Source organism: Syntrophorhabdaceae bacterium, from assembly GCA_028698615.1.
In the GTDB taxonomy this organism is placed as follows: domain Bacteria; phylum Desulfobacterota; class Syntrophorhabdia; order Syntrophorhabdales; family Syntrophorhabdaceae; genus Delta-02.
Genome location: JAQVWF010000034.1, coordinates 1 through 25,437 on the forward strand (window position 1 = coordinate 1; position 25,437 = coordinate 25,437).

Annotated in this window: 19 protein-coding genes and 1 tRNA gene; 7 read left to right on the forward strand and 13 right to left on the reverse strand. The window is 54.4% G+C overall.

From position 1 onward, the window contains the following. Positions 1 to 74, reverse strand: a tRNA-Arg gene (locus tag PHC90_10820). Between the two features lie 276 nt (positions 75 to 350). Between PHC90_10820 and PHC90_10825 the strand changes: the two genes are divergently transcribed. Next, complete coding sequence (locus tag PHC90_10825) at positions 351 to 1,628, forward strand: glyceraldehyde 3-phosphate dehydrogenase NAD-binding domain-containing protein (GenBank protein MDD3846837.1); 1,278 nt, start codon at positions 351 to 353, stop codon at positions 1,626 to 1,628. A 186-nt stretch (positions 1,629 to 1,814) separates the two neighbouring features. Here the strand turns inward: PHC90_10825 and PHC90_10830 are convergent, their stop codons facing one another. The 7 genes from PHC90_10830 to PHC90_10860 all read right to left on the reverse strand — a co-directional run bounded on the left by PHC90_10830 (position 1,815) and on the right by PHC90_10860 (position 13,655). Further along, positions 1,815 to 6,032: a PEP/pyruvate-binding domain-containing protein gene (locus PHC90_10830; GenBank protein MDD3846838.1), complete on the reverse strand. Its 4,218-nt coding sequence runs from the start codon at positions 6,030 to 6,032 to the stop codon at positions 1,815 to 1,817. A gap of 104 nt (positions 6,033 to 6,136) precedes the next feature. Then, complete coding sequence (locus PHC90_10835) at positions 6,137 to 7,273, reverse strand: metallophosphoesterase (GenBank protein ID MDD3846839.1); 1,137 nt, start codon at positions 7,271 to 7,273, stop codon at positions 6,137 to 6,139. A 148-nt stretch (positions 7,274 to 7,421) separates the two neighbouring features. Next, positions 7,422 to 9,665 (reverse strand): ferrous iron transport protein B, encoded by a 2,244-nt coding sequence (feoB, locus tag PHC90_10840; protein MDD3846840.1) that lies wholly within the window; start codon positions 9,663 to 9,665, stop codon positions 7,422 to 7,424. A 126-nt stretch (positions 9,666 to 9,791) separates the two neighbouring features. Continuing rightward, entirely contained in the window at positions 9,792 to 10,361 is a 570-nt protein-coding gene (locus tag PHC90_10845; GenBank protein ID MDD3846841.1) for a flavodoxin family protein, read from the reverse strand. A gap of 71 nt (positions 10,362 to 10,432) precedes the next feature. Then, entirely contained in the window at positions 10,433 to 10,927 is a 495-nt protein-coding gene (locus PHC90_10850) for a rubrerythrin family protein (protein MDD3846842.1), read from the reverse strand. A gap of 30 nt (positions 10,928 to 10,957) precedes the next feature. Continuing rightward, a complete protein-coding gene (locus PHC90_10855) occupies positions 10,958 to 12,184 on the reverse strand; it encodes an FprA family A-type flavoprotein (protein MDD3846843.1) in 1,227 nt (408 codons plus the stop codon). A 157-nt stretch (positions 12,185 to 12,341) separates the two neighbouring features. Continuing rightward, entirely contained in the window at positions 12,342 to 13,655 is a 1,314-nt protein-coding gene (locus PHC90_10860; GenBank protein ID MDD3846844.1) for a S41 family peptidase, read from the reverse strand. 80 nt (positions 13,656 to 13,735) lie between these two features. On the opposite strand from PHC90_10860, the gene mnmA reads away from it, so the two are divergent. Next, positions 13,736 to 14,809, forward strand: a complete 1,074-nt coding sequence (mnmA, locus tag PHC90_10865; protein ID MDD3846845.1) for a tRNA 2-thiouridine(34) synthase MnmA — start codon at positions 13,736 to 13,738, stop codon at positions 14,807 to 14,809. A gap of 30 nt (positions 14,810 to 14,839) precedes the next feature. Further along, positions 14,840 to 15,124, forward strand: a complete 285-nt coding sequence (locus PHC90_10870; protein ID MDD3846846.1) for a GYD domain-containing protein — start codon at positions 14,840 to 14,842, stop codon at positions 15,122 to 15,124. 29 nt (positions 15,125 to 15,153) lie between these two features. On the opposite strand, the gene PHC90_10875 is transcribed toward PHC90_10870, so the two are convergent. Then, complete coding sequence (locus PHC90_10875) at positions 15,154 to 16,332, reverse strand: acyl-CoA dehydrogenase family protein (GenBank protein MDD3846847.1); 1,179 nt, start codon at positions 16,330 to 16,332, stop codon at positions 15,154 to 15,156. 84 nt (positions 16,333 to 16,416) lie between these two features. On the opposite strand from PHC90_10875, the gene PHC90_10880 reads away from it, so the two are divergent. Next, on the forward strand, positions 16,417 to 17,520 hold the full coding sequence (locus tag PHC90_10880; GenBank protein MDD3846848.1) for a DUF362 domain-containing protein: 1,104 nt from the start codon (positions 16,417 to 16,419) through the stop codon (positions 17,518 to 17,520). Between the two features lie 94 nt (positions 17,521 to 17,614). After that, entirely contained in the window at positions 17,615 to 18,070 is a 456-nt protein-coding gene (gene mscL / locus PHC90_10885) for a large-conductance mechanosensitive channel protein MscL (protein ID MDD3846849.1), read from the forward strand. Positions 18,071 to 18,115: 45 nt separating this feature from the next. Here mscL and PHC90_10890 read toward each other — a convergent pair whose 3' ends face one another. The 3 genes from PHC90_10890 to PHC90_10900 all read right to left on the reverse strand — a co-directional run bounded on the left by PHC90_10890 (position 18,116) and on the right by PHC90_10900 (position 20,552). Then, complete coding sequence (locus PHC90_10890; protein ID MDD3846850.1) at positions 18,116 to 19,246, reverse strand: class I SAM-dependent RNA methyltransferase; 1,131 nt, start codon at positions 19,244 to 19,246, stop codon at positions 18,116 to 18,118. Between the two features lie 132 nt (positions 19,247 to 19,378). Further along, positions 19,379 to 20,122: a tRNA pseudouridine(38-40) synthase TruA gene (truA, locus tag PHC90_10895; protein ID MDD3846851.1), complete on the reverse strand. Its 744-nt coding sequence runs from the start codon at positions 20,120 to 20,122 to the stop codon at positions 19,379 to 19,381. Positions 20,123 to 20,180: 58 nt separating this feature from the next. Then, positions 20,181 to 20,552, reverse strand: coding sequence for a hypothetical protein (locus PHC90_10900; protein MDD3846852.1), 372 nt, complete (start codon positions 20,550 to 20,552; stop codon positions 20,181 to 20,183). Between the two features lie 165 nt (positions 20,553 to 20,717). On the opposite strand from PHC90_10900, the gene gyrA reads away from it, so the two are divergent. Then, a complete protein-coding gene (gyrA, locus tag PHC90_10905) occupies positions 20,718 to 23,177 on the forward strand; it encodes a DNA gyrase subunit A (protein ID MDD3846853.1) in 2,460 nt (819 codons plus the stop codon). Further along, positions 23,174 to 24,169: an NAD(P)-dependent glycerol-3-phosphate dehydrogenase gene (locus tag PHC90_10910; protein MDD3846854.1), complete on the forward strand. Its 996-nt coding sequence runs from the start codon at positions 23,174 to 23,176 to the stop codon at positions 24,167 to 24,169. Before gyrA ends, PHC90_10910 begins: the two co-directional genes overlap by 4 nt. Here PHC90_10910 and PHC90_10915 read toward each other — a convergent pair. Next, positions 24,163 to 25,437: MFS transporter (locus tag PHC90_10915; protein MDD3846855.1), on the reverse strand; the 1,275-nt coding region annotated here is incomplete at its 5' end. The two genes, PHC90_10910 and PHC90_10915, sit on opposite strands and share 7 nt — an antisense overlap.

Below are 25,437 nucleotides of genomic sequence, written 5' to 3' on the forward strand. Positions count from 1 at the left end.
TGCCCCCGGCATGACTCGAACATGCGGCACATGGATTAGGAATCCATTGCTCTATCCACCTGAGCTACGGGGGCAAGGTGACTGATTATAAACGTTTATCGATCTCTTTTCAATAAAAACCATCTCTCAGCCCCCGCGATTGCTTGCTGAAAGAACAATATCAACGCCAACTTCCGTTGACTTGGCCGTAAAATTCTGATATATTTGGAGTTCCAAAGAGGCATGTAAGCCTTTCACTTATTTTCGGTCACTCAATGCATGCTTCTCGCTTCAGAAAGGAGAACCCTTTCGTACAATGAACATAAACCCCACATCACTCAGGTTCCGCACTACACACAGGAGGTATTACCATGGGTAAAGTTGAAGTCTTCGAAAACAAACGCCCCGTTCTTGGGATTAACAGCCTTGGAAGGATAGGAAAGCTGACGCTGTGGCATCACGTCGGTCGGAAATACTTTCAGGAGATCGTTATCAACCTCGGTCGTGACGTAGGCAACGGCATCCCCGCAATCGCCCAGATCATCGAGAAGGATGCGACGTATGGCAGCATCCATCGTTTCCTCTATGGGATCAAATCAAAGAGGATCATCGAGATCGTGGACGAGAAGAAGGGAAAGCTCCTCATTGACGGCATCCCGGTCACCATTCTCAGGGAAAACCGCAACCCCGCCGAGATAGCATGGCGCGACCATTCTGTGGACCTCGTCGTCGAGTGCACCGGTAAATTTCAAGACCCGACCGTTCCCGCTGACGACAAGGGCGGATCCCTAAAAGGACACCTTGCAAGCGGTGCCAGAGCGGTCATCAATTCATCGGCATTTAAGATCAAGAACAAGGCTTTGCCTACCCCCGATGATTGCGTCACCCTTATCTATGGCATCAACCACACCGCCTTCGACTATAAAAAGCACAAGATAGTATCCGCGGCATCCTGTACCACAACGGGTCTTGCCCACATGATAAAGCCCCTTCTCAACAACGCGGCCACGAGCAAGATCCTCACGGCCTCGATGTCGACGATTCATGCCGTTACCAATACCCAGAGCATCCTCGACAAGACCCCGAAAGCGGGAGAAAAGGACCTGAGGAAAAACCGCAGTACCCTCAACAACATCATACTCACCTCCACGAACGCCGCGGCGGCTCTCATTCAGGTCATACCGGAGGTGAAGGACATCGGGTTCATGGCCGATTCCATACGGGTCCCGACCAATACGGAATCACTCATCGTCCTTAACCTTACCTTCCAGACCCGCGCGGGTAAGGAAGGTCGGAAGGAATCCGTTACCACCAAGATGCTCAACGATATCTACCAGAAGGCCGCGGACAGCGACCCGGAACACCTCGTCATCTTCACAATGGAACAGAACGTCTCCACGGATCTCATTGGTATGGATGCAGCCATCGTCATCGAAGGTCAGTTCAACCACACGAGAACCGCTTTTATCGATGTCGATGTCGCCGGCATCCCCAACGTGCCAGAAGAACTTGTGAAGGCAGCGCCTCAGGGCAACATACGAGTCCCCGTCGTCCATGCAAAGATCTTTGGATGGTATGATAACGAATACGGCAGCTATACCAACAGAATGGGTGACCTCGCCGTATACGTGCATAAAAGCATGGCCTAACGGCTCGTTTCAGGCTTCAGAAAAAGGACGCAGTGGCTCCGGATGGTAATGTCTGGAGCCACTTTGTTGTATTCCAGCAGAGTTTGTGATGCCGAGCGATATGGCGGTGAAACTTACTCGAGGAATGCACGGGTCAGGTCACAGGACTTCCGCCTTGTCTTGACCCCTGAAACTTGAAACCTTCTTCTAGAGCGTTATCTTGTAGGATTCCTCTTTTTCTATCTCGTGCTTGCCGACGTAGACGGCGCCGGTCCAGCCGTCTATGCTGATGAAATCCCCGCCCTTGATGACCTTTTCCTCACAGATGCTGTAGGCCTCGTTCTCATAAACATGGAGCTTGCTGAAACCAACAACTCCCACCTTGTTGAGCTGGGGGATGGTGACAGCGGCGTGAGAGGTGCCGCCCCCCCGGGCCGTGAGGATGCCTTCCACCTTAAGGATGATACCCACATCGTCGGGCACGGTGTCGGGCCTGATGAGGATAAGGGGCTCCTTGTCGTCTTTGCGGCGATAGTGTTCTATCTCTTCCTCAGAATAGACAACGCGGCCGGCAAGCGCCCCCCCGCTCACCCCTATCCCGATACCGAGCTGCGATCTCTCAAGCTCGGGACTGTCCTTGAATGAGAGGACCTTTCCCGCTCCCCGCTGGACCATGTCGCGCGTCTGAAGGATATAGAGGCCCTTCGGTGTTGCCGTTTCGAAAGTGAATTCAATCTCCTGATGATTGAACCGCTTTTCATATACGAGAAACTCGGCGATCCGCACCAGCTCTCCGTATATGTCGGGAAATCGTTTTTGAAGCGAGATCACTGACGGTCTCATCTCTGAAACCCTTTGCTTCTCCGATATGGGGTACGTCTCCACGAGGCCGGAGACTATGTCGTCACCCTGGACGCCGAATATGAAATCGCCGTAGAGAACGACATTCTGTGACGATCCCCGGGGATCGCGCGTGAATATGACGCCCGACCCGGAGTTCTCGTTGAGGTTACCGAAGACCATCGCCTGGACGATGACTGCGGTGCCCCACTCGTCGGACACATGCATCTGATGGCGGTATATACGTGCCTGCTGGGAATACCACGAACCGAAGACCAGCATGATGGCTTCCTGGAGCTGCTTGTGAGGATCGTTGCTGATGATGATGCCCCGGTCCTCCATGGCCTTCTTGTATGAAAGAGCGAGCTGTCTCATCTGGTCGGGCTCGAACTCGATCTTCTTGGAGACCCCGTACCGGGCTTTGTAGCTGTTCATGACCTCATCGAAAATGTTCCTCTCCAGACCCTGGAACATTCCCCAGGTCTGCAGGAACCTCCGGTACGAATCCCAGGCGGCCCAGCGGTATTCCGGGAACCTGCTCAGTCCATCGGCTATCGTTTCGTTGAGTCCCACGTTCAGAAAGGAGTGCATCATGCCCGGCAGGGAAATGGTGGCGCCGCTGCGGACGGACAGCAAAAGAGGGTTCCGCGGGTTGCCGAACTTCTTCCCCGTCGCGTGTTCCAGGGCCTGGATCTCGCTGAAGATGCGGGAGCTGAGGTCCTTGAAGATATACTTGTACCCGATGACGGCCTCGTACCCACGGAAGACCTCCGTCGTGATGATGAAACCGGACGGTACGGGAAAACCCAGAGACGCCATCTCTTTCAGAAAATATCCCTTGTTCCCTATGAGGATCTGGTTGTCGATCTCCTTTCTCTTCTTGTAGATGGGAGAGATGGTCAGCTCCGGGATGTAGGCCATGACAAGGTTCAGGATCTGTTTGTTGTCCTTGAACTTCTCCACTTCCTGTCCCAGGGCCCTGATGATGGAGTTTATGAAATTATCGAAGACCTGGAGCCCAAAAGCGGAACCTATGATGGAACGGATAAAATTCTCCGACTGGCGGTAAACCGCCTCCTGCAGGGATTGTTCCGCCTCGCCGTCCCCGCGGCCCTGTGAGGACATGATCTGGCCGATGATGACGGGCAGGTTCATCGTGTGGGAATCGATGTAGTAGTCCCGGATGATGTCTTGTATCTGCTTCGAGATGAACTGGAATATGTCTATATACTGATCGATGGAGAACTGCCGTATCTGCAGGGCCGCCGTGATGTATCTCATCTTCGACACAAGACCTTCCGTCGCCACGCCGTCCACATCCAGGGCCTTTACGTAGAGCCACAGGTATTCGTGGATTCTCATAAGGGTGCTCTTTGTTATGAACTTGAGATTAAGCGACTGGATGAGTTTGTCAAAGAGCACGGTGGCGAGGCTCTCAAGGCGAAAAGTGAGCCCCATGGCCTCAAACTTTTCTTCGCGGTATGTTCCATACATGGATGGTATGCCGGCCGCTATATGCCTCTTGTGGTAGATGTTCTCGAAGTAATCCGTCTTGATGGGCGAGAGGATCCTCTCCTTGAGACCTGACAGCATGTCCAGCGTTACGTTAAGCGCCGCATAGTGATCCTTCTTCTTCAGGGCCCTTTTCAGCGAACGAATCCTCGGGATCTCCACAATGCACGATATCTCAAGGTCCCGCAGGAGGTCGATGTGCTGATGGTTATACTTTTTGTATATGAGCTGGTAGTACCGGAGCATGAGTCGCGCCCTCTCTCGCTCCCTGTCACTGATCCTGCGTATGCCCTTTACCTCCTTTGTGATCCTTGACGCGTCCCATTCGAGAAAATTCCTGGGGTCTTCCTTTGCGCGGATGAGAAGGTTCTTGAAGGTGATGTGAAGTTCATCGAAGAACTCGCCTTCATTCCGGACCTGGTCGAAGACCTCCTGGGGAAGATGGGGTTTTATATAGGCCTTCTCTCCCGTGGCCCAGTACCGGAAGATGTCTTCCGTAAAAGGGACGAGAAGGCTGTTGCTTTCCACGTGCGACTGTTTCCTGAGGAAGAATATAAGCTTGTCATTGCGGGCCGAGAGTTCGTCGACATTGGTTGATGTCTCCCTGAGCTCGCCTTCTGCGCCTATCTCCGTAAAAAAGATGGGGAAAAGCCGAAGAAGCTGTTTCACCAGATTGTAGGAGGGGGTGATGCCCGAGTTCAGGAACGCCGAGATCTCCTTCTGAAAGAGATCGGTGTCCTTGACGAAGACGCCTTGCAGGTTCAGGTTTATGACGAGAGCGGACAGAAGCCTCTTCGTCCATCTTGGCCGGAAGGCGACTATCCTGAGCCAGGATCTGATATTCTCGATGTGTGACGGGTTGGCCCTTATCTGCCAATCGGAGGTGGAGCCTTCGATATCGGGATACTGGAATCCAAAACCGATCAGTTCCTCGATGAAGGAATCGACCAGCGGGTGATTGTTCTGGTCGAAGACACCCTTTGCAAGGGTCGTGATGCAGTCGATTATCTTCGACTGGAACTGGCTGCGGCCGATGGTCCTCCTCATGGAGGTGAAAACCCTTCTCACAAATTCCTGGAGGTCCTGATCCTTTGTCTGTTGAAAGACCTTTCCCAGGCATCTGTTGATCTCGATGAGGCCCGAGGCGTGGATGTCGATGAGGCCCGGGACATTCAGTGCGTGAAAGAGGAAATCGAGCTTGACGAGAAAACTTCTGCCCGCAAAGACCTCGGACCGCTCCAGGTCATCGGCGACGAGGAGATACCCGTTGGTTATCTGGAAATAGTCGGGCATATCGAGATAGTCCCAGATGCCCCTGTCCGACGAGGCCGCTGTTTCGCTGTGAAGGGCATCGAGCCGGTCGAGAAGCTCCCCCATATAACCGTGGCTCAAGGGAGCTACAAGCCTGTGGAACTCCGCCAGGGCCGATCCATCATCACCGTCGGAGACATACCACCCTGACGGATCCGGCTGGGTCGTCCAGAAATCGTACGTCTCCCGGAACATGATGTAGAGAAGGTCCCTGAGAACCTGGAAATCGATGGCGCGATTCTGCTCCCGAAGAAGGCCCACCGTTACCTTGAGGTATGTCGAGGATTTCCTGAGGAAGGGATGCTCTCCTTTCCGGGCAAATTCAAGGAGCGATGAAAAGATAAGGGAGATAAGGTACATATTCCTTTCCAGCTTCTCCTGACTCTTACCGATCACCGTATTGATGAACTCGAAGAGATACCGGACGGCGCTGTCCTGGACGCGTTCGTCCCTGGCGGTGGAAATGGTGCTTATGTATATATCGGAAAGAAGCCGCAGTCCCTCCAAACCCTCGTCGTGGCGATTGAAATCGTAAAAATCGCCGATCGAAAGCCCCTTGAGCCGCGTCAGGACATATTCCCAATTGACGAAGGGATGGTTCAGCTCAACAAGAAGGTCCTCAAGCCGCCTGAGGATACCATAATGCCCTTCCATGATACCCATGAGTACCCGGTACTTTTCGGGTATCTCGACGGTTGCTTTTGTTCTCTCGAGATTGATCTCAAGCGCCGTTGATTTGAATGTATTGTCTGTGCTATCCATGACAGATAGATTAAAGGAAAAACAGAAAAACGTAAAGAATGAAAAGACTGATCCATCCTCGACATTCAAGGCTCCTGGCTGAATAGAACTCAGGACCTGGAACGCTATTTCTTCCTTGTCACCTCGATCACCGTGACCTCGGGCGGTGCGAGGAACCGTATCGGCGGGCCCCATGTTCCGGTCCCCCTGCTGACGTAAAGCATGGAATTCTTCTCCAGCAAATAGAGGCCCGCCACCATTGGGAATGATATCTGGGTCACATATTTGAAGGGATATATCTGCCCGCCATGGGTGTGACCGGACAACTGGATGTCGAAAAGCCCGAGAGACGAACCTTCGACGAAGGGCCGGTGTTTCAGGAAGACGGTGAATAGATGCCGGGGCAATGCCTCGAGGAGCGGCCTCTCCCGGGAGGAAACGAAGCCTCCCGACCGGTGTCCCCCATCGTCGACACCTGCCAGGTTCATGACCCCATCGATGGTGATCGCCTCCTGGCGCAGCATTCTAAACCCCGCTTTCCTCGTAAAATCCTCCGAAACCCCAACGCCCGCATAGAACTCATGGTTCCCCATGATGGCATATTTTCCGTATCGCGGCCTTATCTGCCTGAGCATATCGGACAGGCCGCTGATGTTGTTGATCTGCCCGTCAACGAGGTCGCCCGTTGATACTACCATGTCGGGATTCGCCTCCTCTATGGCCTTCACGACCCTCCTCAGCCTGTCTTCCCTGCATACAAGTCCAAGATGAACATCGGAAATCTGCACTATCGTCAGTTTTTCAACGCCCGGAGGGAGCCTGGTCGTTTCGATGCCCACCCTCTCCGTCCGGATGGTCAGGGCCTCATGATACCCGTAGGACACGATCGAAATGGAGGCCGCAAGGGGTACCAGAAAAAGGAAAAGACCCGACCGAAGGACTGACGGGAGGCTCATTTTGAAGACGGACGAAGCGATGATGAGGAAGAATCTGCCGATATCGATGGCAAGGGATATCACGAAGAAGATGAAAACGGTGCTCATCCAGATATAGCCTGCATATGCAAGGGCCCGCGCGATGGACTCCAGCCCTCCCTGTTCAAGGGAGCGGACGATCATGGGCATAAAGAGACCGAGGAAGAGGAGGAAAGCGATAACGCAACCCGTCAGCGGGCGGAACCGAAAGGCGTACCGTGCCTTAATGAAGATGTACGCATGAAGAGCGGCGTAAAGGGTGAAGAAAGCTATAAAAAACATACTCATGTTGTGTCCTTACGTTTTCCTGAATTGGTCATGGCTCATATTTGAGAAAAACTCTCTCTTTCGTCTCATCAAGGACGTCGCAGGCTGCGGGAATAACAATGAGAGTGAGAAGAAGAGAAGTGATCATGGATTCCAAACAATGTCAACTCTATATTCCTGCCGCCCTGGCGAGGCCGTAGGCCGCCATTCCCATTGCATAGGACAGGAGAAGCATGAAAACGAATGATATGATGAACCACTTCCTGTCAGCCATCTCCTGCTTCATAACGACAATGGTAGGAGCACAGGGTATGAAAAGCATGAGGACCACGAGGAAGGAGATCGCCGACGCATGGGGGATCGTGCTGGACAGGACCGCCAGCAGGCCCTGGTCCCCGACATTGTAGAGGATTCCCAGCGTGGCGACGGAATTCTCCTTGGCAATAACGCTGGAAAGAAGGGCCACCACCATACGCCAGTCGAGGCCCAGAGGTTTTCCTATGGGTTCGAGGAGCACCCCTGCCTTTCCGAGGATACTGTTCTCGATACCCCCCGTGGGCACGTTGGAAATGATCCACAGAAAAATGGAGAAAAGGAGGATTACCGTTCCAGCCTTTTTGACGAATGCCACGGTACGGTGCCATACCACTACCCCGATCGTTCTGAAATCCGGTTTGTGATAAAGGGGAAGTTCCATTATGAAAGGCACCGGTTCTTCACGAAGAAGGAAGCGGCTGATGAGCATTCCCGCCACGCCGAGCATGATCACATTGAGGGTCACAAGGAGCCACGTGACGAGAAGCGCCTTGCCGGCGAAGACGGCCGCAGTAACGAAGGTTATCACAGCGAGCCGTCCCGTGCAGGGGACGAGAGGGGTGAGGAATATGGTGAGGAGCCTGGCTTTTCTAGACTCCACTATCCGTGCACCGAGAACGGATGCCACGTTGCATCCGAATCCCAGGCACATGGGCAGAAAGCTCTTCCCGTGCAGGCCGATAATATGCATGAACCTATCCATGACAAACGCGGCCCTGGCCATGTATCCCACGTTCTCCAGAAAAGACATGGCAAAGAAGAATATAAATAGGATGGGGACGAACGTGAGGACGGAGCCTGCCCCGCCTATGATCCCGGTAACGAGAAGCCCCTTTATCCACTGCGGCTCGCTCGCGAGCGCCCCCTCCACAGCCGAACCCAGGGAACGGACCGTGGATTCCAGGTAACCCTGAAGCGGGTACCCCACAGCGAAAGTGACGAGGAAAACGATCGCAAGGATGGCGAGGAGAACCGGTATGCCCGTCGAGGGCCGTGTCAGGACATGGTCTATGCGGTCCGTCATCAGGACCTGTCCGCGCTTGAACCTCGACACTGCGGCCCGTGTCGCCTCCTCTATCCAATCGTACCGTCCGCCCACGACGGCCCGCAGGGCATCTTCGTGCTCGACAAGCAATGTCTGTATCTCGTTCCAGATATGACCGGGGACGATCCCGTGAAAGGATTCGGTGACCTCGGAATCGCCTTCCATCAGCTTCGTCACCACCCATTCGACTGTATAGGGCAAGGGAACATGTTCCCTGACAAGTTCGGATATCCTCAGATATATATCGCGGTGGTCCTCCGTCACCCGGGGGATCTTGGGGTTGTATCCCTCGGTGCTTTCGGCGATCTTCAGGATCTCATCAAGGAGTTCCTTGATACCCCTGTTTTTCGTCGCCACCGTTGAGACCACGGGCAGACCGAGGGATGCGTGAATCGCCCCCGTGTCTATCCTTACCCCCTGGGCCTCGGCGACATCGAGCATGTTGACGGCCACGATGACGGGTGACCTTAACAGGAGAAGCTCCGTCAGGAGATAGAGGCTTCTTTCCAGCGCGGATGCGTTTACGAAGAGGACCGTTATATCGGGGTGCTCGTGGATGAGAAACTCCCGCGTTACCCTCTCCTCCTCGGAATAGGCGCTGAGACTGTACGTCCCGGGCAGGTCCACAAACCTGATCTCCGTGTCCTTTGCCCTGTGCACGCCTTCCTTGCGCTCCACCGTCTTTCCCGGCCAGTTACCGATGTGCTGCGAAAGACCGGTCAGAAGGTTGAAGACCGTCGTTTTGCCCACGTTCGGCTGTCCCGCCAGGGCAACGAGAAGGCTCCGCCCCGGCTCGGGCAGGTTCTGTCCTTCGTAGAACCTTTCCCTCTTGACGAGTATCTTCTCTGCCTGGCCCTTGCCGAGAGCGACACGGGTATCAGACGCAAGGACAATGATCTGCCCCCGGCTCTTCCTGAGAAGCTTGATCCTCGTCCCCGGAATGATTCCCATTGCCGAGAGACGCCCCGTCAGGGCCTCGCCTCCAGAGAGAAGGCGCACCGTCGCCTCCTGTCCCTCATCAAGAGCCGTCACGGGAAACAGTTCTTCACTCATGATCGCAAACCTTTCATTTTCCGTTTGTTTATACTATGCGAGTAATAAAGAGTAAAGGGTAAAAAAGTACGGTACGGCCCGGACACACAGGTTACACCTTCAACGGATCCTATTGTCCTGTCCCCTCTAATGGGCCGTCAGGTTCCTTGCAGCCTCGGAGACGTCCTCAAGGGCCGTTGGGTGCGAAAGGATGGCGCCCCTTGAGTCTATGCCCAGGTAGGTCAGGGTCTTGTGCTCTTCGACGCTTACGCTCCGAAAAAACGCCGTGGCCGTCGCGGCCGAACAATCGGCGCCTATCTGTTTCTTCATGCCGCCGACGAGTATGAGAAGGCCCTTGCGGTGCATGGTTCCATGGAGCGGCATATTATGGATGTATTTCTCGCACCACAGGGGCTGGCAACGGTCGATCATGGTCTTCGTCTGGGCCGACAATCCAAGGAAATAGATCGGGGACGCAAGGATGATCCTGTCCGCTTTCCTCAGGGAAGGATAGATCTGCTGCATCCTGTCCTCAAGGACACACACCCCGGTATCGGTACACCCCCCGCAGTTCTGACAGGGTCTTATGTCCATATCATTGAGCCGGAAGATATCGACCCGGTGGGAGTGCCGGTCGATATCTTTCAAGGCCGACGCAACGAGGAGGTCCGTATTGCCCCCTACTCTCGGACTGCCATTGATTACAAGAAGTCGCACATATTCCCCCGCGAGAAGCACACCGGGAACGCCCACCAATGCTTCCCGGCGCGTCGTCTAACATATAGATATCAGGCCACCTTGTAAAAAGCCATCTTCCTGGCCTTGCACACAGGGCATTCATCGGGCGGCTCGCCTTCCACGGTATTGCCGCACACCTTGCAGACCCAGTAATCCGCATCTTCGTTCTTGCCGAGTGTGTCGAGTGCCTTCTGATAGAGCCCGGCATGGACAATTTCAACGTCGTTCGCGAACTGAAAGGTCCTCACGGCGCCCGCGTTCCCTTCCGCCTTCGCCTCTTCGATCATTGCCGGATACATGGATCTGAACTCGTGAGTCTCCCCGCCGATGGCTTCCATAAGGTTCTCTTTGGTGCTCTTTATGCCCTTGAGTTCTCTGAGATGATTGTGGGCATGAATGGTCTCGGCCTCCGCTGCCGCCCTGAAAAGTTTCGCTACCTGTTTGAAACCTTCATCGTCGGCCTTCTTCGCGAAAGCGAGGTATTTCCTGTTGGCCTGCGACTCGCCGGCAAATGCTTCTTCGAGGTTCTTTTCACTTTTTGACATGTTTCCTCCGTCTTTTTATGAACACAAATATCATGAGACTTCCTGGAACTTCTCGTGATACTCCTTCAGGCGCCTGGCGAACGCCCGACCGAACTCATAACACTTATCCATGTCTTCCGCGGACGGCTTGTACACTACCTGAAGCCCCGGCTCGACTATTTCAAGCCCCATCTGCTGGAATCTGGCGTAGGCGTCTTTGACCGCCCCGCCTCCCCAACCATAACTGCCGAACCCGCCGATGATCCTGTCCTTCGGCCTCAGTCCGGCAAGGTGATAGAGGAACTCGGCGATCGACGGGAACATGACATTGTTTATGGTAGGGGTGCCGATAAGACAGCCTCGCGACCTCCAGAACTCCTTTATAGCCTGACTCATCGGCGTCGACCTGAGCTTTATCACCTTGCACGGCACACCCTCGTCCGTGACGCCGTTCATAATGGGGTCGCTCATGAGCTCCGTTGAGTGCCACATGGTATCATAGATGATGACGGCAGACAGATCGGCCTTCCCCCTCGCAAGATCGAGGTACCTCTGTATGATATAGCCCGGGTCCTTCCTCCATATGATGCCGTGATCAGGGGCTATCATGTCGATCTCCAACCCCAGTTTCACTATCTCCTCTATCTTCGCCTGGATGAGCTTCCCGAAAGGCATGAGGATGTTGGCGTAATAGTCCATAATGGCGTCGTCGAGCTCGAATTGGGAATGGCATGCAAAAAACTCATCATCGAACCTGGCGGCAGAGGCCATGTGCTGACCAAAGGCGTCCTGTGATATGAGAAGCCTGGCCTCTTTTACATAAGTCACCATGGAATCTGGCCAGTGAAGCATCGGCGTTTCAAGGAACGTCAGAGTATACTTCCCCGTCTTCAGGCTGTCGCCGCTCTTGACTACCCTGAACCTCCACCGCGATGTATCGAAATGGCGATCAAGGCCCTTCTTTCCTCTATCTGTGATGAAGATCGTTGCATCGGGAGTGTACTCCATGATCGTCGCGATGCTGCTTGCATGATCCGGTTCGATGTGGTTTATAACGATGTTCTTGATCCGGTAGGGATCGACGACACGCCTGATGTTCTCCACCGCTGTCGCGTCGAAGTCATGTTTAACGGTGTCCAGCAGGGTGACCTCGTCATCCATGATGAGATAATTATTGTACGTCGTGCCGTTCTGTGTGACATAACCGTGAAAATCCCGGACAGCCCAATCGATCACCCCAACCCAGTAAATATCCGGTTTGATCTCTATCGGCCTCATGTACCCTCCCCTTCGAGTGTGATTGAAGAACGCCGTAACGGGCGTAATAACAAATAAACCTTACCGTAAAAACAAGCTCCAGATGAAACTCCTGTGTGGAAAAAAAACGGGCAAAACCTGCGGCGATCTCACCCGTTCTTGCCTGCCGTGACAAGCGTCAGGAGGTCCTGCCCCTGAGCGCCTCCCAACTCTTCAGGATCTGGAAACCCATGTAGAGCTGGAAATCCTCATCTTCAAGGTTCTTGACCCTGAAATCCTCGGGTCTCTTTACCACAGGCTTACTGTTGTTCTTCTTTTCCAGGTCTTTTTCCGTAATGGGGGTCACCTTTTCCTTCGACTTCACAAAAGTGCTCTCCACGGTGATGTCGGGGGCGATGCCTTCGGACTGTATCGACCGGCCTTTCGGTGTATAGTATTTCGCCGTCGTCAGCCTCACGGCCGAGCCGTCGCCGAGGGGAAATATCGTCTGTACCGAACCCTTTCCGAAACTCTTTGTCCCCACGATGATGGCGCGTTTATAATCCTGAAGGGCTCCCGCGACGATCTCGGATGCGCTTGCGCTGCCTTCATTCACGAGAACGACCATGGGACCGAGGAACTTCCTGCCCTTCTTCTGCGCATAGAACTTCATTTTACTGTCATCGGGATTCTTCTTGCCGCCCCTTCCTTCTATGGAGACAATGACGCCTTCAGAAAGGAATTTGTCCGATACCTCGACCGCCTGTTCGAGAAGTCCGCCCGGATCATTCCTGAGATCCAGGATCAGGCCTTTCAATGGCTGGCCCCTGTTGCTTTTCTCAAGCTCCTTGAGGGCGTTGTCGAGGTCCTTCGAGGTCTTCTCCTGGAACTGTGCGAGCCGGATATAGCCATATTCATCGGAAAGCATCCTGAACTTGACGCTCTTTACGAAGATGATATCGCGCACCACGGTGTATTCCTTCAGGCCCTGCGTCCCTTCCCGGGCCACCGTCAGCGTGACGGCCTTGCCTTTCGGGCCTCTGATGAGCTTCACCACATCCAGGAGCCCCATGTTCTTCGCCGGCTTCCCGTCGATCTTTACGATATGATCACCCGCTTTCATGCCCGCCTTGAACGCCGGGGTATCCTCTATGGGGGTGATGACTATCGGGAAACCGTCCTTGATGGTAATCTCGATGCCGATGCCCCCGAACTCACCCTTGGTATCGGTCTGCATTTCCTTGTACATATCCGGCGGAAGAAACGATGAATGGGGATCGAGGGATTCAAGCACCCCCTTGATCGCCGCATAAACGATGTCCTTGTCCTTCACGTCCTCCACGTAATTGCGTTTGACGAGATCGATAACGTCGGAGAATGTTCTCAGGTATTCGTATATCTCCTTGCTTTCCGCACCCTGCGCCGTCCTTTTCCCCTGGGCTCCGACGTAGATCCCGAAGAGAAAAACGGACACAAGGAACAGGCTTAAGAAGATTTTTGATTTTTTGTTCATACAACCTCCGTGTTGTTGGATGATGATACTACAATACCGCTGAAGTTTCAACCGTCTCCGTGTTTGTGGTATGATGGCTAATGGAAACGGTATTTGTCGCCATGAGCGGGGGGTTCGACAGCTTTCTCGCGGCTTATTTGCTGAAGAAAGCGGGGCACCGGGTGGTCGGGGTGACCTTCACTCTCTTCGACGGACCCCTCTTCGACGGGTGGGATCTCGCCGGGTGTGCTTCGACATCCGCCGCGTCTGGCGCACGGGATCTTTGCCGCTATCTTTCCCTGCCCCACCACGTGATCGACCTGAGCGATGTTTTTACGGAGAGAGTCGTGGAGCCGTTCATAGACGGATACCGGCGCGGCACTACTCCGAATCCCTGCATTCTTTGCAACCGTTTCATAAAGTTCGGCGCCTTTTACGAGAAGGCCATCGCAATGGGTGCCGACATGATCGCAACGGGACATTACGCCTCCACGGAGCGCCGCAATGGGGATATCCTTCTCAAGAAAGGGAACGATCCGAGCAAGGACCAGTCTTACTTCCTTTACTCCATCGATAAGGAGGCACTGGAGCGAACAGTCTTTCCCCTTGGGCAGTATACGAAGGAGGGATTGCACAGTCTTGCCCGCAGGGAAGGCCTGTGCCTCCCCCGGTCTCCCGAAAGTCAGGACATCTGTTTCATCCCCGGAGGCAGGTACGGGGATTTCCTTTCTCGTTTCATCAGACCCGAACGGGGGCGCATATTCCTCCGTGACGGCACATTGCTCGGGTACCATGAAGGCGTGCACCTCTTCACTATCGGGCAGCGCCGGGGCATAAATGTTCCTTACGGAGAAGCACTCTATGTTGTCGACATCCGTGCCGACGAGAACACCATCGTGGTGGGAACGAAAAAGGATCTTGAGAGTTATGCGCTCACGGCCGGCGCCGTCTCCATTCGTTACCCTGTGAACGAGGGCATCTCGGCCAGGGTGCGCTACCGCCAGCCCGACAAGCCCTGTTCCTGCGTGCTTCGGGACGACACCCTGTCCGTAAGGTTCCAGGAGCCCGTGGACGGCGTCACACCGGGCCAGTCGGTGGTGCTCTACCATGACGATATCGTTGCAGGCGGCGGTGTCATAGAAAAACGTGTTGCATTGCGACAGGCCCTATTATAATATTTTGAGAAAAAAAGGGGGGGTGACCACATGCCGATATACATACTCGTGAGCAAATTGACCTATGAAGGCAGAAAAACGATCAAGAACAATCCCGAGCGTATCAGAGAGGTCGATCAGGAGATCGAAAAGATGGGCGCCAAGGTTCTTGCCCAGTACGCCACCCTGGGCATGTATGATTTCATCAATATTGTAGAGGCTCCCGACAACGAAACGATCGCCCGGGTATCCACCGAGCTCGGCGCCCGGGGCACCGTAGAGATTACAACATTATCCGCTATTCCGATCTTTGAGTTCGTTGAAAAGATGGGATAAAGGCCCCGTTCAAGCGCTTCAGATCCTCTTCACCCCATTCTGTTCCTGAAGATATCCCGTGCTATTACAACTCTCTGGACCTGGTTCGTTCCCTCGTATATCTGGGTGGCCTTAGCGTCGCGCATCATCCGCTCTACCGGATATTCCTTGGTGTAGCCATACCCGCCCAGTATCTGCACCGCATCCGTCGTGACCTTCATTGCCACATCGGCTGAATAGACCTTCGCCATGGCCGAAAGCTTGTCGACACCGATGGCGCTCATCTTGTCCCTCTCGTAAACCTTCATGTCAAGAAGGTGCGCCGCGTCATAAACGAGGGCTCTCGCGGCCTCGACCCCTGTGGCCATGTCGGCCACCATGAACTGGATGCCTTCGAAATCGGCCAGTTTTTGTCCGAACTGTACCCTCTTCCACGCATATTCAACGGCAAAATCGAGGGCACCCTGGGCGATCCCCACTGCCTGTGCCCCTACGGCGGGACGGGAAAGATTGAGGGTCGACATGGCGATATCCCACCCCTGCCCCTCTTTGCCCATCAGGTTTTCCTTTTCCAAACGGACATTGTCGAATATGATCTCGGTGATATCCGAGCCTATCATACCCATCTTGTCCTCGCTCTTGCCGATGATGACGCCCGGATAGTCCTTCTCAACATAGAAGGCCGAGATGCCCTGCGTCCGTTTGGCCGGGTTCGTCGAGGCAAAGACCGAAAAAAACTGGGCATTTGCGCCATTGGTGATCATCGATTTCTTCCCATTGAGGTAGTAGTGGTCGCCTTCCTTCACCGCGGTCGTTCTCATGTGGGAAGCATCGGAGCCTGCGTCGGGCTCGGTTAGTGCAAAGGCGACGACATACAACTTGTCAGGCTCGCACAGCTTGCTGTAAATGTATTCCTTCTGTGCCTCGTTCGCGGCTACCATGATGGGCATGACACCCACGTTATGCGCCAGAGGAATGAGAGAGGACGCTCCGGACACCTTCGCCAGTTCTTCGATGACAAGGCACAGCGACGTGATGTCGCCATCGAGGCCGCCGAACTTCTCGGGCAGCATGAGGTATAAGAAACCATGCTTCTTATAGATATCCACGAGGTCCCAGGGGAACGCACCCGTGGAATCGATCTCTTTTGCCCTGGGGGCTACTTTCTCTTTAGCCAACTTTTCAGCGATCTTCTGTATCATGCCATGTTTATCAGAAAGATTTAGCATCCGGTGAACCTCCTTTAATTGTTGACAAAATTGCCTTACTTCTAACATAATTTCCCTGTAAAGGGAATAAAAAAGGAGCTTCTGATGAGCATGGTCTATTTTGCAGATCTGCGAACGACGCCGAATCGCAACCTTCTCGACAAACTTGTCGACCTGATGAACGCAGCGAAGTCGCACGATAGGATCAGAAAGAACGACCTCGTCGCCATTAAAGTGCACTTCGGCGAATTGGGCAATACGGCATACCTGCGGCCCGTTTTTTTGCGCACCATAGCGAAACGGGTCAAAGAAGCCGGAGGCAGACCGTTCCTCACGGACACCAATACCCTCTACACAGGTTCACGAAGCGACACCGTCAGTCATCTCACGACGGCAATCCATAATGGTTTCGATTACTCCTGCGTGGAGTGCCCCATAGTGATAGCCGACGGTCTGCGCGGCACGAGCGGAACAAGGGTGCCCATACAGGGAGAGATACTGAAAGAGGTACATATAGCGAAGGAGATCGCCGACGCCGACGCCCTCGTGGCCGTGACACATTTCAAGGCCCACGAGCTTTCCGGGTTCGGAGGTTGTCTCAAGAACCTGGGCATGGGATGTGCCACGAGGGAAGGCAAACTGGTCCAGCATTCGACAGTCTCACCCAGGGTCAATGCAAAGAAATGCAAGGGATGCAAGCTCTGCCAGGGCTACTGTCCCGCCGGGGCCATCTCGGTGGCATCGAAGAAGGCCTCCATCAGCGGCACCAAATGCATCGGATGCGGGGAATGCACCCTCATCTGTCCTTTTCACGCCATCGAGATAGAGTGGAACGAATCCCCCGACACCTTCCAGAAGAAGATGATCGAATACGCATTGGGCACCCTGACGGATAAGACGAAAAGATCGCTCTTCATCAACTTCGTCGTCCAGGTAAGCCCGGCGTGCGACTGCTATCCCCACAATGACGCCCCCATAGTCAGGGACATCGGCATCCTTGCGTCAGACGATCCCGTGGCCATCGACGCCGCATCCTGCGACATGGTCAACAACGAGACGTCTCTGCCGTGCACCGCCATCCGGCACACCCTTCATTCCGGCGAGGATAAATGGCGCTCCCTCTTCCCTGACATCGACTGGAACATCCAGCTTGACCACGCCGAGAAGATCGGGTTGGGAACGAGGAAATACACGATAAAGAAGGTCTGAAACACGGTCTTCAGCAGGTATCCTTTTTGACCTCAGGCGCCGGGCAATGAGGTAAGATGTCCTTAACACGCAATATGGATTCAGGGAGGTATTTATGGGAAAGGAATTCCGAGAGTTTATCATGCGAGGCAACGTGGTCGATATGGCCGTCGGCATTATCATCGGCGCCGCCTTTGTGGCCATAGTGAAATCCCTCGTCGATGACATCATCATGCCGCCCGTCGGGCTTCTCCTGGGTAATATCGATTTCACCAATCTCTTCGCGGTCTTGAAGGAGGGCAAGGCCCTGGGGCCATACGCGACGCTGGCTCAAGCAAAAGCGGCTGGCGCCGTAACAATAAATTACGGCTTCTTCATCAACACTTTGATCAGTTTCCTCGTCGTCGCCCTTTCTGTGTTCATCCTCATAAAGAACATCAACAGGGTGAAAAAAGCACCCGTCCCGGCGGAACCCGACACAAAGGAATGCCCCTACTGCCTGTCGACTATCCCCGAAAAGGCAACGAAGTGCGCACATTGCACGGCGGAGATAGGGCAGGATAAGAGGTGATGGGTGGTCCGGCCTTCGCCGGTATGACGGAAAACCTTTTACCCTTTACCTGCTTCCGGCGGACCCGAAGTACCCATAGAGATAACACTTTATCCTGCCGTTGTAGAGCTTTCGATTGCTGTCGGCGTGTCTTCCGTAGTGCTTCTCGAATTCCTCGAATCCTGTGAGGATGAAGAAAGACCATGCGGGACTGCGGGTGAAGACGGCACCCATATCCCTGGCCAATTCTATTGCCGTTCTTCTGTCCCCTGAACGCTCTCCATAGGGCGGATTGCTCACGACAACCCCCCCCTCCCCGCCAAAGGGGAAATCTTTGAAATCGCGCGTCGAAAGGTCGATCGCTGAAAGCACCCCCGCATGCCGGGCATTGCGCCGGGCCTTCGAGATGACAGTCTCATCGATATCGGACGCAAGGATATGGAGCTTGTCCCTGTTTGCCAGGCCTGCGGCCTCCCGTCTTGCATCCTCCCATATCTCCGCAGGCATGAAGGGCCACTCCTCGGAGGCAAACCGGCGGGTAATGCCGGGAGCGATATTTCTTCCTATCATTGCCGCCTCGATGGCGATGGTGCCGGACCCGCAAAAAGGGTCGGCAAGGGCGGCTCCCGGTTTCCAGCGGCTCAGGTACACGAGCCCTGCAGCGAGGGTCTCTTTGATAGCGGCCTCACCGGCACCCGTCCGGTATCCCCTTTTGTGGAGCCCCGGGCCCGTGGTGTCCATGTCTATCGTCACCACGTCTTTGTTCAGCGATACCTCTATGCCGAAACGCGGTCCTGTTTCGTTAAAGACCCCGGCGCGATGCTTCCTTTTCATTCCCTCGATGACGGCCTTCTTCACTACCGACTGGCATGCGGGAACGCTGGAGAGTTTCGACCGCACCGATTTGCCCGTAACGTGGACGGCGCCGGTCAAAGGCACCATCTCCTCCCAGGGAACGGCGAGGACTCCCTGAAAAAGCTCCTCGAAATCGGAAGCGGAAAACCGCGCCATCTCGATAAGAACCCTGTCGGCCGTCCTCAACCATATGTTGCATTTCGCAATGTCCTTTTCCCCGCCCGCAAAGGAGACCCGACCGTTCTCGACAACAGTCTCCCGGAATCCCAGGCCTTTCAGCTCCCGGGCAACAATCCATTCAAGACCAAAAGCGGCTGTGGCGGCAAGTCTGTATTGGTTCACGTCGTTCTCCCACTTAGAGGTTTTCTTACCTCAGCACACACGAAAAATGTGCTCAACGGGCATGTCACGCGTCAGAAGCAAAGACCCCATTGCGTCTTTGAAGGTCTTAAGCGTGCGACCTGCGACTTCTTCCTAATACTTTATCCTTCTAAGGAAAAGTCCTTGCGGAGGAGCCGTGGGGCCGGCACTGTCCCGGTCCTTTGCGCCGATGATCGCCTCGAACTCCTCAACCGAGATCCTTCCCTTCCCTACCAGCAGGAGAGTGCCCACGATATTGCGGACCATGTACCGCAGGAATCCCGTCGCCTCGACGATTATGTAAATGAAATCACCCCGCCTTTTCACCGCGGCCCTGAGGACCTCTCTTTCGCAGCTGCGATAGGGCTCCTTCTTCTTCTTGAAAGAGGCGAAATCCCGCATCCCCACCATCGACCGGGCCGCCGTGTTCATAAGCGCTCCGTCGAGGGGGTAAGGCACATGCCATGAGTACCGTACCGTAAAGGGGGAATGCCGGGGTGCGTTGTGGATACTGTAGAGATAGGTCTTGCTCCTGGCAGAGTAACGGGCATGGAACGAAAGGTCCCGTTCCACGGCCGACCTTACCCGGATATCGAAGGGCAGCATGCTGTTCAATCCGCGCTCTATCCCGGTGAGATCGATCCCCTTTTCGGTGATGAAATTGACAACCTGGCCGAATGCATGCACGCCCGCGTCGGTCCTCCCGGCGCTGTAAATCGTGACGGGGTGGTCGAGTATCCTTTCAACGGCGGTCTTCAAGGTCTCCTCAACGGTGACACCATTGGGCTGACATTGCCAGCCATGGTAGTTCGTCCCGTCGTACTCCACGAGAAGGGATATGTTCCTCTTACGGTCCATCTATATTTTTTGGGATGATCCTGCTGCCGTGTGGTTCAAAGCACCTGAAATCCCCGGATCATCGCGGTCTATCGGATGACGGCCTCTTTGTCCTTTCCGCGTCGGGACTTTCAGTCTTGTCGGAGGGCTTATCCGGTGCGGCGGGCTTCGTTTCCTTCCTCAGCGCATCGGGTTTTGCGGGCACCCCAGGTGCCGTCCTGGCCTTTTCCCTTTCCTCCAATCTCCTGTACAGTTCCTCGACCTCTTTCTTGAGGGCGATATTTTCAGCCTTGAGGAAATTGTTCTCTTCCTTTATGACCCGCAGTTCCTCCTTGAGGTTCTTCGCCTCCTTGCCGCAGGAAGGCAGGAACAAGGCAAGAGACAGCCCAACGGCGATGACGGTCAGGTATTTCATTGCCACTATTTTCCACGATGCTCGTGTGATTGTCAACTGGTTCTTGCAAATAGGTATTGCATGTGCGGCTCTATCGGGATGACGCCAATTGTGAAGGCGTCTGCGCGATTTTCTTTCCCCCCGCTGGTTTCCCGCATTTACACCCCCCCCGGAATATGTTACATTAGACGAAACTTTAAAGAACCAGTTCGGAGGATCACCATGCAGTCATCTGTCGTCACCATCCCGATAGAAGAGGAGATGAAGCGCTCTTATCTCGACTATGCCATGAGCACTATTATTGGCCGGGCGCTGCCGGATATCAGGGACGGATTGAAGCCCGTTCATCGAAGAATACTCTATGCAATGTACGAATTGAACAACACCCACGACAAACCCTACAAAAAATCGGCCAGGGTTGTCGGTGATGTCATAGGCAAGTTCCATCCTCACGGCGATCAGGCGGTCTACGATGCCATCACAAGGATGGTGCAGGAATTTTCCCTTCGCTATCCCCTGGTGGACGGCCAGGGTAACTTCGGCTCCGTGGACGGCGACTCCCCCGCCGCCATGCGTTATACAGAGGTTCGCCTCTCCCGCATCGCGGAAGAGATCCTCAAAGACCTTGAAAAGGATACAGTCTTATTCAGGCCGAATTATGACGAAACCATTGTGGAGCCCCTTGTCCTTCCATCAAGGATACCCAATCTCCTTGTAAACGGCTCATCGGGAATAGCCGTCGGCATGGCCACGAACATACCGCCCCACAACATGACGGAGGTCATCGATGGCCTTATAGCCTTTATCGAGAATTCAGACATCCCTCTCGCGGAGCTTATGGACATCATACCGGGGCCGGATTTTCCGACCCAGGGCATCATCTACGGCCGGCAGGGGATAGTCGAAGCCTACCGGAATGGCAGGGGACATATCATCCTTCGCGCCAAAGCGGATATCGAAACAAGGAAAAAAGACGGACGAGAGTCCATAATCATCACCGAGATACCTTACCAGGTGAACAAGGCGCGCCTCATCGAGAATATCGTCGAATTGATCAACACAAAAAGGATCGAAGGTATCTCCAACATCAAGGATGAATCAAGCAGGGAGGGCATGCGGATCGTCATCGACCTCAAAAAAGGTGAGATAGCGATTCCCATATTGAACAAGCTCTATAAACACACCCAGCTGCAGACAACCTTCGGCATCATCTTCCTTACCATCGTCGACAACGAACCAAGGCTTCTCAACCTGAAGGAGATGCTCCACGAGTTCGTCGAGTTCCGTAAGGACATCGTCAGAAAGAGATCCACCTTCGAACTGAACAAGGCGCTCGACCGGCTCCATCTCCTGGAAGGTCTGAAGACCGCCCTCGATAACATAGATGAGGTCATCGCCATTATCAAGGCGGCGGCCAATACTCCGGAAGCACGGGGGGCCCTCATCGCACGCTTCTCCTTCTCCGAAAGACAGGCCACGAACATTCTCGAGATGCGCCTCCAGAAATTGACCTCCCTGGAACGGACGAAGATCCTCGACGATCACAAGAACACCTCCGACGAGATCGACCGTCTCAGGCTGGTCCTGGCCAACGAAGACCTCCTTGTCGACATCGTGAAGAAAGAGCTCCTGGAGATCCGTGACAAATACGGCGACAAGCGGCTTACGGAGATCGTCGATTACTTTCCCGAGATAACACTCGAGGACATGATCAAAGAGGAAGAGGTCGTGGTAACGATCACCAACAAGGGATACATCAAGAGAACATCCCTCGACCAGTACAGGAATCAGATGCGGGGCGGAAAGGGAAGGACCGGCATCGTGGTGCGTGAAGAGGACTTCGTGGACCACCTCTACATCGCATCCACTCACTCGAACATACTCTTCTTCACCAACACGGGCAAGGTCCACGCGGTGAGGGTCCACACCATACCCGAAGCTTCCCTTACCTCAAAGGGCAAACCCGTCGTCCACCTCATTAATCTCGAGAAGAACGAGCGCATCACGGCGGTCGCCCACGTCAAGGACTATGCCGAAGACAGGTTCCTCTTTTTCACGACGAAGAAGGGTCACGTGAAGAGACTCAGCCTCGATCTCCTCAGGAACATCAGGTCTGCAGGCATAAAGGCCATCACCCTGCCCGATGACGACAGCCTCATCAGCGTCTTCGAGACAATGGGAAATGGCGAGATCATGATAGGCACTAAATTCGGCCTTGCAATACGATTCAACGAGAACGAGATACGGCCCATGGGCAGATCGGCGTACGGCGTCCGCGGCATACGCTTTAAAAAAGCCTCCGACGAGGTGGTCGCTGTGGAGCCGGTTGACGAGACCTGCACCATCTTCACGGTTACTCAGAAAGGCTACGGGAAATGCGCACCCTGCTCCGACTATCGCCTGCAGGCGCGCGGCGGTTCGGGCATCATCAACGTCAGGTCCGGCACAAAGAACGGCAGCGTGGTGAGTCTCAACCGTCTGAGCGAGAAGGAAGACGTCATTCTTGTCACCGACACCGGCAGGACCATCAGGTTCCGTTCAAGCAACATACCCGTGCAGAAACGCGGCGGCCTCGGCGTCAAGCTCATGGGGCTGCGCGAAGGCGAGGTTATAAGCGGCGTCGCCATCGTGGAAGAAGGCGAGTTGATAGAGGGTGTCGAGATCGTGGACGGAAACGAATGAGGATAGGCGTCATCGGGGCCGGCGCATGGGGAACAGCCTTCGCCATCCACCTTGCCCGAACGGGCAAAAGCATACTCCTGTGGGTATTTGAAAAGGAACTCCTGCCCGGACTTCGTGAACGCCGGGAGAACACCGCCTTCCTTCCCGGATTCAAACTCGACAGCGCAATCGGTTATACGAGCGACATCGACGAGGTGATAGACTTTGCCGATACCATTGTGGTGGCAACACCGTCCTTTGCCCTTCGCAACACCCTGACGCCCATCGCCGCAAAGCTCCGGAACAAGAAGATCCTCATCCTGACCAAAGGCATCGAGCTGCCCACTTTGAAGCTCATGAATGAGGTGATCGAGGAGATAACAGGATCCGCCGGTGAGAACATAGCAACCCTGTCCGGCCCCTCTTTCGCCATGGAAGTGGCCCGGGGCCTTTTTACGGCCGCTGTTGTCGCCTCAAAGAACATGGACTTTTCATTCAATCTGCAGGAAGAGATCCACAGCGAGTTTTTCCGGGTATACCGTCTTGACGACATAACAGGTGTCGAGCTAGGGGGGGCCTTGAAGAATGTCATGGCCATCGGCTCGGGTATCATCGACGGGCTCAATTTCGGCATGAACACCCAGGCCGCCTTCACCACGCGAGCGCTTGCCGAGATAAAACGCCTTGGCATTGTGCTTGGCGCCCGGGAGAGCACCTTTATGGGCCTGTCCGGCATGGGCGACCTCATTCTCACATCATACGGAAATCTCAGCAGGAACAGGATCTTCGGTATGGAACTGGCTTCAGGAAGGAAATCCTCCGACATCATAGCCTCCCAGAAAACAGTCGTCGAGGGCTACTACACGATCAACGCCGTCTACAACCTGGCCGGCAAGCTCGGCGTGGACATGCCCATAACTGAAGAACTCTACCGCATAGCCTACGAAGGCAAAGACATAACCGCATCCCTGAAAGACATCATCAAAAGGGAATTCAAGAAAGAAGATTATTGAGAAGACTGTTTCACATTCTCCCCCCCTCCCCGCACTGTCTGAAGGATGATGAGGCCTGTCACGAAGAGGATTGATATTGCAGCTACCGCCGGGCGCTGGTTTCGTGCCAGCGACGATACGGTCCCGAAGATGAGGGGGCCAACGACCGCCGATGTCTTGCCCACAAGGCTGTAAACCCCGAAATATTTCGACTCGTCCCCCCGCGGAATGAACTGGGCAAAGAAGGCGCGCGTAGCCGCCTGGATCGTGCCGAGACCAAGGCCGGCCAGGGATGCCGCGGCAAAGAAAAAGGGCTTGCCGTATATGAAATAGACAAGGACGGTCACAAGGACCCAGAGCACCAGAGAGAGGGACACGACCTTTTTCGGGCCCCAGTAGTCTATTGGCCTTGCCATGAGGAATGCCCCGGCCAGGGCTGTGATCTGTACGACGAGATAAAGGACGATAAGTTCTTCCGATGTAAAACCGAGCGTAGTGGCCGCGAAGATGCTTGAAAAGACAATGACCGTATTGACTCCGTCCTCGTAGAGAAAGTAGGCCAGGAGGAACCTGCGCTGATCCCTGTCCGACCACATCCTTTTCAGGACGCTCCATGTCGTCGCAAAGCCATCCCGCGCGGCCTTTGCCAGTTTCTCCCCCTTCCCTCCGTCGGGGGGAAGAAAGGCGAAGGCGGGAAGGGAAAATGCCGCGAAGAAGACAGCTACCATGGGCCATACGAGGGTGATATGATCCGCCTTCAATAGCCACAATGCCAGGATGAGGGAAACGATGGACCCGAGATAGCCCGTCGCATATCCCCAGGCCGAAACCCTGCCCTGATGTTCGTTATCCGCTATGTCGTTGAGGAAGGAATTGTAAAAGACGATGCCCCCTTCCATGCCTATATTGGCCAGGACGACGAGGAAAAACCCTGCCATCGCCATGCCCTTGTCCACAAAGCCAAGGAAGGCGGTTGCGAGAACGCACAGCATGGTGTAGAGAAGGAGAAATTTTTTCTTTGCCCTGGCATGGTCCGAGATGCCTCCCAGAAAAGGGGAGCTGACGGCAACAAAGGCCATGCTCAGCGATATGGCCCTCCCCCACCAGGCATCGCCCTCATTGGCATCGTTACCGACCACCACGGTCGCATAGTATACAGGGAAGACCACCGCCGAAATGACCGCCGAATAGCTTGAGTTGGCGAAGTCAAAGAGACACCAGGAAAATATTTTTTTGTCGAAAAAGATGGTCTTCATTGTCTTTTGATGATCAACTAATTTACAATAAAC